The organism is Nocardia exalbida NBRC 100660, assembly GCF_000308575.1.
In the GTDB taxonomy this organism is placed as follows: domain Bacteria; phylum Actinomycetota; class Actinomycetes; order Mycobacteriales; family Mycobacteriaceae; genus Nocardia; species Nocardia exalbida.
Map to the genome: position 1 here is coordinate 83,848 of NZ_BAFZ01000116.1, position 11,990 is coordinate 95,837.

General features: G+C 70.4%; 13 protein-coding genes. 3 read left to right on the forward strand and 10 right to left on the reverse strand.

Annotated elements, in window-relative coordinates; translation table 11 throughout:
- Positions 1-4: 4 nt before the first annotated feature.
- The 5 genes from proC to ON29_RS26325 all read right to left on the reverse strand — a co-directional run bounded on the left by proC (position 5) and on the right by ON29_RS26325 (position 5,515).
- The gene (gene proC, locus ON29_RS26305; RefSeq protein WP_040870396.1) at positions 5-823 is read right to left on the reverse strand and encodes a pyrroline-5-carboxylate reductase; all 819 of its coding nucleotides are present in this window, start codon (positions 821-823) and stop codon (positions 5-7) included.
- A gap of 32 nt (positions 824-855) precedes the next feature.
- The gene (locus ON29_RS26310; RefSeq protein ID WP_083864077.1) at positions 856-1,743 is read right to left on the reverse strand and encodes a thioesterase family protein; all 888 of its coding nucleotides are present in this window, start codon (positions 1,741-1,743) and stop codon (positions 856-858) included.
- Positions 1,744-1,882: 139 nt separating this feature from the next.
- On the reverse strand, positions 1,883-2,761 hold the full coding sequence (locus tag ON29_RS26315) for a sugar phosphate isomerase/epimerase family protein (protein WP_051175612.1): 879 nt from the start codon (positions 2,759-2,761) through the stop codon (positions 1,883-1,885).
- A gap of 115 nt (positions 2,762-2,876) precedes the next feature.
- A complete protein-coding gene (locus tag ON29_RS36585) occupies positions 2,877-4,484 on the reverse strand; it encodes an Rv0497 family membrane protein (RefSeq protein WP_051175598.1) in 1,608 nt (535 codons plus the stop codon).
- Entirely contained in the window at positions 4,481-5,515 is a 1,035-nt protein-coding gene (locus ON29_RS26325; RefSeq protein WP_051175599.1) for a Ppx/GppA family phosphatase, read from the reverse strand. Before ON29_RS26325 ends, ON29_RS36585 begins: the two co-directional genes overlap by 4 nt.
- Positions 5,516-5,580: 65 nt before the next feature.
- On the opposite strand from ON29_RS26325, the gene ON29_RS26330 reads away from it, so the two are divergent.
- Together ON29_RS26330 and ON29_RS26335 are read left to right on the forward strand one after the other, a co-directional pair.
- Positions 5,581-6,441 (forward strand): DUF3109 family protein, encoded by an 861-nt coding sequence (locus tag ON29_RS26330; protein ID WP_051175600.1) that lies wholly within the window; start codon positions 5,581-5,583, stop codon positions 6,439-6,441.
- A 122-nt stretch (positions 6,442-6,563) separates the two neighbouring features.
- Positions 6,564-6,893 carry a hypothetical protein gene (locus tag ON29_RS26335; RefSeq protein ID WP_040870397.1) on the forward strand — a complete coding sequence of 110 codons (330 nt, stop codon included), beginning with the start codon at positions 6,564-6,566 and terminating at the stop codon, positions 6,891-6,893.
- A 70-nt stretch (positions 6,894-6,963) separates the two neighbouring features.
- On the opposite strand, the gene ON29_RS26340 is transcribed toward ON29_RS26335, so the two are convergent.
- The 3 genes from ON29_RS26340 to ON29_RS26350 form a co-directional block, all read right to left on the reverse strand.
- Positions 6,964-7,653, reverse strand: a complete 690-nt coding sequence (locus ON29_RS26340) for a winged helix-turn-helix domain-containing protein (protein ID WP_040870398.1) — start codon at positions 7,651-7,653, stop codon at positions 6,964-6,966.
- Positions 7,650-8,885 (reverse strand): sensor histidine kinase, encoded by a 1,236-nt coding sequence (locus ON29_RS26345; RefSeq protein WP_040870400.1) that lies wholly within the window; start codon positions 8,883-8,885, stop codon positions 7,650-7,652. Before ON29_RS26345 ends, ON29_RS26340 begins: the two co-directional genes overlap by 4 nt.
- Before the next feature lie 141 nt (positions 8,886-9,026).
- Positions 9,027-9,434 carry a winged helix-turn-helix transcriptional regulator gene (locus tag ON29_RS26350; protein ID WP_083864078.1) on the reverse strand — a complete coding sequence of 136 codons (408 nt, stop codon included), beginning with the start codon at positions 9,432-9,434 and terminating at the stop codon, positions 9,027-9,029.
- A gap of 90 nt (positions 9,435-9,524) precedes the next feature.
- On the opposite strand from ON29_RS26350, the gene ON29_RS26355 reads away from it, so the two are divergent.
- The gene (locus ON29_RS26355; RefSeq protein ID WP_040870401.1) at positions 9,525-10,184 is read left to right on the forward strand and encodes an NADPH-dependent F420 reductase; all 660 of its coding nucleotides are present in this window, start codon (positions 9,525-9,527) and stop codon (positions 10,182-10,184) included.
- An 11-nt stretch (positions 10,185-10,195) separates the two neighbouring features.
- Here ON29_RS26355 and ON29_RS26360 read toward each other — a convergent pair whose 3' ends face one another.
- Together ON29_RS26360 and ON29_RS26365 are read right to left on the reverse strand one after the other, a co-directional pair.
- Complete coding sequence (locus ON29_RS26360) at positions 10,196-11,497, reverse strand: RNA polymerase sigma factor (RefSeq protein WP_040870402.1); 1,302 nt, start codon at positions 11,495-11,497, stop codon at positions 10,196-10,198.
- Positions 11,498-11,512: 15 nt separating this feature from the next.
- Positions 11,513-11,932 (reverse strand): YciI family protein, encoded by a 420-nt coding sequence (locus tag ON29_RS26365; RefSeq protein WP_040870403.1) that lies wholly within the window; start codon positions 11,930-11,932, stop codon positions 11,513-11,515.
- Positions 11,933-11,990: the final 58 nt, after the last annotated feature.

An 11,990-nucleotide genomic window follows, 5' to 3' on the forward strand; every position in this document is an offset into this window, starting at 1 on the left:
CCGGTCACTCCGCGGACGCGCCTTGTTCGACCGACCGTTGCTTGGCCGCGAAGAGCGCTTCCAAGAATGCCGAGCGTAGTCCTGCGCGCTCCAGCTCGCGGATCGCCGCGGCGGTGGTGCCCGCAGGCGAGGTGACCGCGGCGCGCAGTTCCGCGGCGGTCTGACCGGAGCCGTCCAGCAGGGCGGCCGAGCCGACCATGGTCTGCACGACGAGCTGGGTGGCCACATCCCTGGTGAGCCCCAGCCCGACGCCCGCGTCGACCATGGCCTCCACGACCAGGAAGAAATAGGCGGGCCCCGATCCGGACACGGCGGTGACCGCGTCCATCTGGCTCTCCGCCACCGTGACCACCTTGCCGACCGCGCCGAGGATCTCGGCGACCAGCTCCAGATGCTGCTCGCGCGCGTAGCGCCCCGGAGCGATGACGCTCATCCCCTGCCCCACCAGCATCGGCGTATTCGGCATCACCCGCACCACCGGGAACCCGGCGGGCATCTTGCCCTCCAGCCGCGCGGTCGGCACACCGGCGGCCAGCGAGACCAGGACCTGATCGCGGTCGCTGTCGATCTCCGCCTTGCCGAGCGGCGCGAGCACGGCGTCCACATCGCCTGGTTTCACCGCGATCACCAGCAGATCCGCGCCGATGGCGGCATCGGCCAAGTCGTCGGTGACCCGGATCCCGAAGCGGTCGGCGAGCTGATGGGCCCGCTCGCGGTGGGTCTCCACGACCACCAGGTCCTTGGTCAGCCGCCCGGACTCCAGCAACCCGGCGACCAACGCCTCCCCGATGCGCCCGCCACCGATCACCGCAATTCTCGTCATGGGGCTCAAGGCTAGACGGCGCGCGCCGGGGCTCAGCGCTGGGGAACGAGCGCCAGCTGACGACTCTGCGCGACGACCGCGCCGGTCGAGTCGAGCACCAGCTGGTCCTCGTCGAACATGCGGCCGCCCACCTCGTGCGTGGTCGCGATGATCCGCAGCCAGCCCGGCGCGGGCCTGCGACGCAGGTAGGTGGTCATCTGCACGGTGGGGGCCCAGCCGAAGTGACCGAGGTTCATCGGCACCGGCGGACTCATGTCGGCGCTCATCATGGCGAAGTACATCGCGACGTCGGGGTCCTGTTCGTCGCCCGGCCTCGGGCGCATCCACATCCGCAGCCGCGGTTCGCCCTTCGCGCCTTCGAGGAAGCGGGCCCATTCGCGGTCGAGATGGATCTCGGCGCCGCGGCCGACGTGCACGATGTCGCCCATCGTCGAACCGGGCTCGTATCCGACGGCGTCGGCAGGCGGCTGCTCGGGCATGTCGGAATGCTCCGGGGCGTAGATCGGGTCGGCGTCGTCGAGGCGGCTGAACGTCAGCGCCGTGCGCACCAGGACGCGACCGTCCTGGACGAGGTCGGTGTCGGCCAGGCAGATCTGCCGACCGATCTTACGAACCCGCACCTCGTATTCGACCTCGCCGGGGTTCGGGGCGCCGAGGAAATCGGAACTGGCGGCGATCGGCGCCATGCCGACCAGCGCGGGATCGGACGCACGCAGCCAATTCGTCGCCGCTGCCGCACTCGCGGCGACCATCGTCCCGCCGTGCACTTTCGGCCCGACGGTCCAGATGTCGTCGATGACGCCCAGATAGCGACCGGTTCCCGGGCTGGTGGGCGGCGCCTCTTCCAGCGCGCACACCCGGCTGAACGGTGCGTCGGTCGTGGCCGCCGGGCCGAAATCGGCCGTCAGCTCCGTCGTCATCCTCACTCCTGTCCTCCGTCGACCCCACCCGATGGCGGCATTCGCGGCTGCGTAGCCGGACGGCCGCCGAGGGGTTCGTACAGCGTACAACGCATCTCCGACAGGATCGCATCGCCGCATACCGGAGTAGCGACGAGCGTCACATCGGTGGTTCGGGCGACCTCCGGCTCGCGCCGGCGGGCGTGGGCGCGGCGGCCACGGCCAGATGCTGGCGGGCGAAGGCCAGCGTGCGATGCAGCATGTCGGCCCGCTCCTTGGTGGTGCGCGCGTTCTGCGTATTGATCTCGGCGACGACCTGACCGGTGAACCCGGTGCGGACCAGGGTCGCGCACACCTCCACGCACGGTTGGGAGCCCTCGCCGGGAACCAAATGTTCGTCGTGCGCGGCGCCCCGGCCGTCGGCCAGATGCAGATGGGCCAGACCGGGGCCCATGCGGGCGGCCAGGGCCAAGGGGTCGGCACCGGCGGTGGCGGTGTGCGACAGATCCAGCGTGTAGTGGCGGAAGCCGGTGTCGGTCGGGTCGTAGGAGGGGCTGAAGGCGGTGAGCGCCGGCCCGGGGCCGCCGCGCCGCTCCAGCCGTTTCACCGCGCCCTCGCGCCGGCCGAACAGCGTGTCCGCCCGCATCGGGAACATGTTCTCCACGGCGACGATCACCGGGCTGTTGTCTTCCAGCTCGGCCACCTGCGCGGCGAACCCGGCGGCATAGCGGCGCTGCCAGCGGAACGGCGGGTGCACGACCACCGTGCTCGCGCCGAGCGACTCGGCGGTACGCACACTGCGCTCGAGTTTCGCCACGGGATCCGAACCCCACACCCGCTGCGAGATCAACAGGCATGGCGCGTGCACCGCGAGCACCGGCACACCGTACTGGCGCGAGTAGGCCTGCACGGTGGCGATGCTCTGACTGGCGGGCTCGGCCCAGACCATCAGCTCGACGCCGTCGTAACCGAGTTCGGCGGCGTAGCGGAACGCGGCCTCCGTATTCTGCGGGTACACCGAGGCGGTCGAGAGCCCCACCTGAATCGGCTTCGGCCGGGACAGATCCCCGCCGTCTTCCGGGGGGCCCGCGCCGGTGCGCGACCCCACCCCGGTCTCGTTCGCCTGTCCTATATTCGCCACGACTGCTCCCTGCTCAGTTCGTGCTGAGAAGAAATGCCAACGGCCCCAGCGTGACGAAGATGCCCACGACCACGGCGATCACGGTGCTGAGGATGTCGTCGGTCCTGCGCAGAATCCGCACGAGGGCCACCAGACCGAGAATCACGATCATCGCCAGCGCCAGCGCCACCCACGGGAGCATCTCCCACATGCGCTCGAAGCCTTTGAACAGCAGCATGCCCGCGACAGCGGCGCCGATGCTCTGACCGCCGAGGATCATCCACTGGCGCCGGTTTTCGTCGTCCTCCGCCTTCTTGGCCGCCCTGGACCGGCGCGGCGCGGTCGCCCTGGTGGCGGCGCGAGGTTCGTCGGCGAGGTCGTCATCGTCGTCCTCGTCCAGCTCGATCGGCTCGTAGACGTCGGTGACGCCGTCCATCTCCGCCACCTCGGCGGCGCGCCCACCGCGCCCACCGCGACCGCCGCGACCGCCCCGCCGCGCCGCGTCGCGCTCGGCCCGGTCGACGCCATCGCGTAGCAGGTCACCCGCGACGGTCTGACCGGAGAGCAACTGCTGGTCCTGGTTGGCCAGCGACCAAGCGGCCGTCGGAATGCCGCCGGCTTCCGGCGGGGGATCGCCCTGCGGCTTGTGCCGCCGGGCCGACCAGGCCGGTAGACCGTTCTCGCCGACGCCCTCCCGGCGAGCTGGTCTTCGATGCGCATCCGGCGGCGGCTCGGGCGCCGCGGGCCTGCCCGGCTTCGGACGCGGATCGGGCGGCGGCGGGAGGGGCAGCGGTTCCGACTCCGGGGCGAAACCACCGGTGGCGGGTGACCAGGCCGTGGTGGACGGGCCGAGATCCTCGGCCGCTTCGGCGGCCTCCGCCGCCCTGCGCCGCGCGGCGCGACCGCCCCTGGCGCCGTTACGCTCGGGAAGAGGCGAGCGGCCGAAGCCGGGCTCGTCGAACTCCGCGTGACCGTTGCGGCCCGGTTCGCCTGCTCCGCGACCGGGCAGCGGCTCCCGGCCGAACGGCTCGGGCCGGACCTCGTGCCAGGACCGGACCTCGGTGGCCTCCTCCTCCGGTTCCTCCCGCCTGCGCCTGCGCCCCGAGCGCGGAGGCGTCTCGGGCACGCCACCCGGCAGGTCGGGCACGTACGGACCGGGGGCCGCCGAAAACAGGTCCGACACCGGGGTATCCGGCGACAGCGGATCGTAGGACGTGCCGTGCCGCGCGGAGGGCATGTCCCGGCCGGGCATGACCCGGCTGGATCGCCCGGGGGGCGGATCGGCTCGCGGTGGGTCGGGCTGCGCGTAGCCGGCCAGCGGGTCGTACATCGAAATCGGGCCCGACATGGGCGAATACGACGACGGGTCGGGCTGCGGCTCGGGCGCGTAAGACGCGGGCTCCGGCGGGGGCGGATCGAACGAGGGCGGCGCGTAGGCGGGCTCCTCCGCTGCGGCATCGGGCGCCGCGTGCGCGGAGTGACCACCGCCTTCCCGGATGACCGGCAGGTCGCCGGTCAGTTCGGCGACGGAGATGCCCCGGCCACTGCGGCGGCGCCTGCCACCACCGGACGAGCCACCGCTCTGCTGGCCGTTTCGTGCCAGCAGCTCCGCGACCGACAGCTGTTTGGAGTCCTCACTCATGACGACACCGTCCCGATCGAGCCCGGCGCGGGCGTGCCGCCGCCGGACGCAGGCCGACCGTCTCCGGTCGCCGTGCCCGCTGAGTACGTTGCTTCGGGTCCACCATTCATATCGGTATCCAGTTTGCGCAGGATGAGCCCTTCACGCAGCGCCCACGGACAAATCTCCAAGGAATCAAGCGAAAGTGCCCGCATACTCGCCTCCGCGACCAATGCGCCGGCCACCAATTGCTGTGACCGATCGGAACTTACGCCTTCCAATTCTGCACGGTCCGCCGCCGTCATTCGCGAGATGAACGCAATCAGTTGGCGCAGGCCCGAGCTCGTGAGTGTACGACGCGCACGCGGGCCCGCGGCCGAGGGCGCCGCTCCGGTCAGTCGGGCCAGGGACCGGAATGTCTTCGAAGTGCCAACGGCCAGATCGGGCTTGCCCGGCTCGAGCAGCTTCTTCGCGGGCACCACCAACTCGGCGTCGAGCCAGTCGCGCAGCACGGCCACCCGCCGCTTGCCCGGCGGGTCCTCGCGCAGCCATTCCCTGGTCAACCGGCCCGCACCGAGCTGCAGGGACACCGCGACGTCGGGTTCCTCGTCGCCGCCGTTGGTCATTTCCAGCGAGCCGCCGCCGATGTCCAGATTGAGAATCCGCCCGGCGCTCCAGCCGTACCACCGGCGCACCGCGAGAAAGGTCAGCCGCGCCTCGTCGACGCCGGTCAGCACCCGCAGGTCGACGCCCGTCGCGGCGCGCACGCGGCCGAGCACCTCTTCGGAGTTGGCCGCCTCGCGCAGCGCCGAGGTGGCGAACGGCATCAGCTCGACGCATTTGGACGTCTCGGCGATGCTGGCGAATTCGGCGACGGTGTCGATCAGCCGCTGCGCGCCCGCCTCGGTGATGCAACCCGCGGCGTCGATGTTCTCCGCCAGCCGCAAGGTGGCCTTGGTCGAGCTCATCGGCAGGGGGTGACCGCCACGATGCGCGTCCACCACGAGCAGGTGAACGGTATTGCTTCCGACATCGAGTACCCCAAGCCGCACATGAACACGGTACTGGGTGGCGCGGCACTACAACCCAGGCGACTGAACTGTTAGCGTCGTATTTCGTGACGGTAGGCGCATCCCAGAGCAGCCAGACCCGGCCCCGACCAGCGGGGAAGATCGACCCAGCCCCCGAAGTCGATCCCGACTTTCCCCGGGAGTGGATCGAGTTCATCGATCCGGCAAACGACGAGCATCTGATCGTCGCCGATCTGACCTGGCTGCTGTCGAGGTGGACGTGCGTGTTCGGCACCCCCGCCTGTCAGGGCATCCTGTCCGACCGGCCGGATGACGGCTGCTGCTCGCACGGCGCGTTCCTCTCCGACGAGGACGACCGCAAACGGCTGGGTCGTGCTGTGAAGATGCTCACACCCCAGGACTGGCAGCTGCGGGGCGAGGCGACCAACGCGCAGGGCAAGATCACCAGGGGCGGCTACCTGGAACTCGACGAACTGGACGACGAGCCCGCGCTGCGCACCCGCCGGTTCGAGGGCGCCTGCATCTTCCTGAATCGCCCCGGCTTCGCGGGGGGCGTCGGCTGCGCACTGCACACCATGGCGCTGCGGCGCGGCATCGAGCCGCTGGAGGTGAAGCCGGACGTGTGCTGGCAGCTGCCGATCCGCCGCACCCAGGACTGGGTGGACCGGCCCGACGGCGTGCAGATCCTGCGCACCGTGATCACCGAGTACGACCGCCGCGGCTGGGGGCCCGGCGGCGCCGATCTGGACTGGTACTGCTCCGGCTCCCCCGACGCGCACGTCGGCAGCAAGCCGGTCTGGCAGTCCTACGGCCCCGAGCTGACCGAACTGATCGGCGCGCCCGCCTACGCGGAGCTGGCCAGGCATTGCAAACGCCGCGAGGGCCTCGGCCTGATCGCCATCCATCCGGCAACGGTGCATGCCGAGCGGATGCCCGATTCCACTTGATCCGCTCGCCTGATCGTTTGCCGACCGAGCGCCCGATAGGGCGGCCGTTCGCCGCGCGCTACCGCGCGTGGTTCACCCCGTCGCCATGCGCACTTCACTCCGATGGGGTTTGATGTGCCGTTATGTCCAAGAAAGTTCTCACCGCGGCGACCATCGCCCTGGGCGCCGCCCTCTCGCTGACCGGAGTAGCCCACGCGGAGCCGAACGGCGACCCGCACAAGTTCTACGACTTCACCACGGAGTTCGTGGCGGCGACCGACCCGGCGGCGGTCAACGCCAAGGCCGCGGGCAAGCTCCTGATCGCCAGCCCGTACGGCACCTCGCACACCATCGCCTGCCGCGGCACCAACACCGCGGACCTCTACGACTGCATGCAGGAAGACGATCTGGGCTGGATCACCCTGCAGAAGACCGAGACCCCGCTCGGCACCACCTGGATCTACTTCCCCTGACATCCGCCGACGCGACGGCCGAGCGCACCGCAGTGCTCTCGGCCGTTCGTGTTCCGCGCCGCGCGCGCGGTCACGCCTCCAGTTTGTAGCCGAGGCCGCGCACGGTGACCAGGTGTTCCGGCTTGGCCGGGTCCGCCTCGATCTTCGAGCGCAGTCGCTTGACGTGCACGTCCAAAGTCTTGGTGTCACCGACGTAGTCGGCGCCCCACACGCGGTCGATCAACTGACCGCGGGTGAGCACCCGCCCGGAATTGCGCAGCAGGTATTCGAGCAGATCGAACTCCTTGAGCGGCAACGTGACCGGCTTGCCGTTCACCATCACGGTGTGCCGGTCCACGTCCATCCGGACCGGACCGGCTTCCAGCACGCCGCTCTCGCTGGTGCCGTCCAGTTCGTCGCCCGCGCCGCGGCGCAGCACGGCGCGGATGCGCGCGATGAGTTCGCGTGCGGAATACGGCTTGGTGACGTAGTCGTCGGCGCCCAGCTCCAGGCCGACCACCTTGTCGATCTCGCTGTCGCGCGCGGTGACCATGATCACCGGGACACCGCTGCGGGTGCGCAACTGCTTGCACACGTCGGTGCCGCTCATGCCCGGCAGCATGAGGTCGAGCAGGACGATGTCCGCACCGGACCGGTCGAACTCGGCGAGCGCGGACGGCCCGTCACCGACCACGGTGACCTCGAAACCCTCCTTGCGCAGCAGGAACGCGAGCGGATCGGCCAGCGACTCCTCATCCTCGACGATCAGAACACTCGTCATCTGCGTGCCTCCACACCATTCGGTCGGCCCGGTCCGGTAGGACGCGGGCTTGTTTCTATCGTGCTCACCACGGCGCCGTCGTGATCGTCGTCGGCGCCTGATTCGTGGTGGGCGGGTATGCGCAAGGTGAACGTCGATCCGGTGCCCAACTTGCTCCACAGGGTGATTTCCCCGTTGTGGTTGGCGGCCACGTGTTTGACGATAGCCAGGCCCAGTCCGGTGCCGCCCGTCTGACGCGAACGCGCCTTGTCGGACCGGAAGAATCGCTCGAACACCCGCTCCTGGTCCTCCTTGGCGATGCCGATGCCGCGGTCGGTGACCGCCATCGCCACGTGATCGCCGCGCAGCGAGCGGCTCACCGACACGTGCGAACCGGCCGGTGAGTACGCGATCGCGTTCTCCACCAGGTTGGACAGGGCGGTGACCAGCAGGGTTTCGTCGCCGAGCACCTCGAGCCCGCTCGGGCGGTCGGTGCTGACCGTGATCCCGGCGGCTTCGGCGGCGGTGCGGGAACGATCGACCGCCTGCGTGACCACGGTGTCCACGTCCACCACCTCGAGTTCGGGCAGTTTCTCCGCGCCCTGCAGGCGGGAGAGGGCGATCAGCTCGGTCACCATCTTGCCGAGGCGGCGCGATTCGCCGAGCACGCGCTGACCGAAGTGTCGCACGGCGTCGGGGTCCTCGGCGGATTCCAGGAGAGCCTCGGCAAGCAGGCTCATCGCGCCGACCGGGGTCTTGAGCTCGTGGCTGACGTTTGCGACGAAGTCGCGGCGGGTGGCCTCCATGCGGGCCTGTTCGGAATCGTCGTCGGCGAACAGCACGGTGAAGGTGGTCTCCTCGCGCGACAGTTGCCTGGCGACGCCGCGTACCGCGATGCGGCCCCGGCCGGGGACCGGATTCTTCGCGGTGAGGTCGAACTCGGCGGATTCGCCGGTGGCCAGCACCTTCTCCACCGCGGCCCAGGCGCGCTCGTCGAGCAGGCGATTGCGGACCAGTCCGAGCTCTTCCGCGCGCGGGTTGACCAGCACGACGTCGCGGTATTCATCGACGACCGCGATACCGCTCTCGGAGGCGAGCACGATCAGGTCGAGCACCTGGGACATGGTGAGACCGGAATCGGCCTGCCTGCGCGCGGCCTGCCTGGCATTCACATACGGGATCAATAGCCCGCCGACTGCCAGGCCGACGACAGCCGCCAAGATGGCCAGCAGCACGGCCTGGGGAACACTCACACTTGAATCGTACGGTCGCCGACCAGTAGGCCACCGCCGGGTACGTGAAGTTTCGCGCAGGTCACAGGCCCTTCCGGCCCCGTTAGCCGCATGTTTACGCACTGTTCGACATGGGGTACCGGCGACGTATTCACCGGGCGGTCAGTCCGCTTCGTCGTCGGCGTCGGCGAGCGCCTCGTTCACGGCGCGACCGTGCTTGTCCACCCAGTCGCCGAGGGCGTAGATCGGGATCAGCAGGTCCGCGCCCGCGGCGGTCAGTTCGTATTCGACTCGCGGCGGCGCCTCGGCGTAGCGGTGACGGCGCACCAGCGTCATCCGCTCCATCCGGCGCAGCGTCTGGGTCAGCATCTTCTGGCTGATCCCGCCGATGGCCGCGCGCAGCTCGCCGGGCCGCATGGGCCCCTCGCGCAGCATGTACACGATCACCGGCAACCAGGAGTTGCCGAAGATGTCCACACCCATCCGCGCGGGGCAATCGGATTCGAAGTCGCCGTACGGCGCGAACTCCACCCGCTCGGCGGTGACCGGTTCGATCGGTGCCGTGCTCACCGTTCCAGCTTGCCAGCGTCGTCGCGCACCCCGGAGTGCCCATCGGGATTCCTAGCGTGGTGAGCGAACACTGTCGAGTCAGGAGTTGGAATGCGAATCGGAATCATCGGCGCCGGAGCGATGGCGCGGGCGCTCGGCGGCGGCTGGAGTGCGGCCGGTCACGAGGTGCTCGTCGGCGCCCGGTCCGCCACCGCCGCGGGAGAACTGGCCGCCACGATCGGCGCGCGGGCCGGAACCATCAGGGAAGCGGCCGGATTCGGCGATGTCGTCGTGCTCGCGTTACCGGTCCAGGCGTTGCCGGAGGTGCTGCACGCCGTCGGAACCCTGCTGACCGGCCGCACGATCGTCGACTGTACGAACGCTTTCGCACCGGATGCCGCGGCACCCGAGGGAACCACCGCGTTCGTGCTCACCGAAGACGCTGTCGCGGAGGGGATCGCGGCGCAGGTGCCCGGTGCGCACGTGGTGAAGGCGTTCAACCTCTGTGCCGCCGAGGTGTGGGAGGCGAAGGAGCGTATCTTCGACGGCCGCCGCCTGGCGATGCCGCTGTGCGGCGACGACGAGGCGGCGGTGCGAGCGGTCGCGGCGCTGGCCGAAGACCTCGGGCTGCAACCGATCCCGGCGGGCGGGCTGCACCGGGCCCGCTATCTGGAGGCCGTATCGGTGTTCACCGTCGGTCTCTGGTTCGCCGGACACGACGTCCGCGCGATGTTCCCGCCCGTGGACGCCGCGTTCGCCGTCACCGACTGACCGGCCGGAAGTCAAGGCGGATCGACCGACCCGAGGTCGGCGAGCTTGCGCTCCAGCACCGCCCGCTCGCGCTGGTTGCCGCACAACCCGATGGCGCGCTCCAGTTCGGTGCGCGCCTCCTTCGTGCGTCCCAGCCGGACGAGCAGTTCCCCGCGAACGCTCGGCAGCAGGTGCCAATGCGACAGCGCCGCGGCGGCGGCGAGTTCGTCCACGATCGGCAGCGCCGCGGCGGGCCCGCGCGCCATCGAGACGGCCACCGCCCGGTTGAGGTCGACCACGGGCGAGGGCGCGAGCCTGCCGAGCGCCTCGTAGATGAGCACGATCCGCTCCCAGTTCGTCTCCTCGACCGACGGGGCCATGGCATGGCATTCGGCGATCGCCGCCTGCAACCCGTAGACGCCCAGTCCCCGGCCGACCTGCTCGGCGCGGGCCAGGGCGGCTCGGCCCCGGCGGATGGCGGCGCGGTCCCAGCGGCGGCGGTCCTGGTGCTCGAGGAGCACCGGCTCACCGTCCGGGCCGGTGCGGGCGGGGAATCGCGCCGTGGTCAGTTCGAGCAGCGCCAGCAGGCCGTGCGTCTCGGGCGCCTCCGGCACCAGCCGGGTCAGCACCCGGGCCAGGCGCAGTGCCCCGCCGGCGAGGTCGAGCCGGATCAGGTCCGCGCCGGAGCTGGCCGATGACCCCTCGGTGAAGATCAGGTAGACCACGCTGAGCACCGAGCCGAGGCGCTCGGCGCGCTGCTCGGCCGGTGGCACCTCGAAAGGCACCCTGGCCGCCGCGAGGGTCTTCTTCGCCCTGGTGATCCGGGCCTGCACGGTGGCGGCCGGAACGAGGAAAGCCTTGGCGATCTCGTCGCTCGTCAGACCGCCGACCACACGCAGGGTGAGCGCGACCCGCGCCTCCCGGGACAGCACGGGATGGCAGGAGATGAACATCAGCGCGAGCAGGTCGTCATCGATCCGGTCCGGATCCCACAGCACATCCTCGGCGTCTCGGGCCGGATCGGCCGGCGCTCCTCCCGAGACGGCGCCGCCCTCGCCCAGATCCCGGGCGAGGGCGGTGTACCGCTCGTCGAGGGCGGAGCGCCGCCGGAACGCGTCGATCGCGCGGCGGCGGCCGACGGTGAGCAACCACCCGGCGGGATTGCGCGGCACGCCGTCGCGCGGCCAGGTCACGAGCGCCTCGGCCAGCGCCTCCTGCGCCAGATCCTCGGCCAGCGCGAAGTCGCCGGTATACCGCGCGAGCGCACCGACGATCCGGGCCGACTCGATCCGCCAGACCGCGGCGACGGCCTCACGGCCGGTGTGGTCGCCCATCGCCGCTCGATCCGCTCAGAGCTGACCGGTGGCCTCGCGCCACGCCCGCTCCTTCTGAATCCACACGTTGTCCTGCGGGAACTCGTCGATCGTTGGGACCCGGCGGATCTCGGTCTTGAAGCCGGGACCGGTCATCGGCATCCGCTTGGCCCATTCGATCGCCTCCTCCTTCGAGGCCACGTTGAGAATGTAGAACCCGCCGAACAGCTCCTTGGTCTCGCCGTACGGGCCGTCGGTGACGACGGGTGTCTCGGAGGAGTAGTCGACGACCACGCCCTCGGCGGCGTCCTCCAATCCCTCCGCCGCGAGCAGCACGCCCGCCCGGATCAGCTCGTCGTTGAACTTGCCCATGGTGTCGAGCAGCTGGTCGAAGTCGGTGTTCACCATCCCCGCGTAGGCCTCGTCGGTGGCGCGCATGATCAGCATGTACTTCATGGTTGTCTCCCTGGCTGTCCGGGTCCCTCTCCGGACCCTCTCACCCCTAGGTCGAACG

Bases quoted from the DNA above. Each gene is read 5' to 3' on its own strand.
- proC (WP_040870396.1), bottom strand. From the start codon at position 823: ATGACGAGAATTGCGGTGATCGGTGGCGGGCGCATCGGGGAGGCGTTG.
- ON29_RS26310 (WP_083864077.1), bottom strand. From the start codon at position 1,743: ATGACGACGGAGCTGACGGCCGATTTCGGCCCGGCGGCCACGACCGAC.
- ON29_RS36585 (WP_051175598.1), bottom strand. From the start codon at position 4,484: ATGAGTGAGGACTCCAAACAGCTGTCGGTCGCGGAGCTGCTGGCACGA.
- ON29_RS26335 (WP_040870397.1), top strand. From the start codon at position 6,564: ATGTCCAAGAAAGTTCTCACCGCGGCGACCATCGCCCTGGGCGCCGCC.
- ON29_RS26340 (WP_040870398.1), bottom strand. From the start codon at position 7,653: ATGACGAGTGTTCTGATCGTCGAGGATGAGGAGTCGCTGGCCGATCCG.
- ON29_RS26355 (WP_040870401.1), top strand. From the start codon at position 9,525: ATGCGAATCGGAATCATCGGCGCCGGAGCGATGGCGCGGGCGCTCGGC.
- ON29_RS26360 (WP_040870402.1), bottom strand. From the start codon at position 11,497: ATGGGCGACCACACCGGCCGTGAGGCCGTCGCCGCGGTCTGGCGGATC.
- ON29_RS26365 (WP_040870403.1), bottom strand. From the start codon at position 11,932: ATGAAGTACATGCTGATCATGCGCGCCACCGACGAGGCCTACGCGGGG.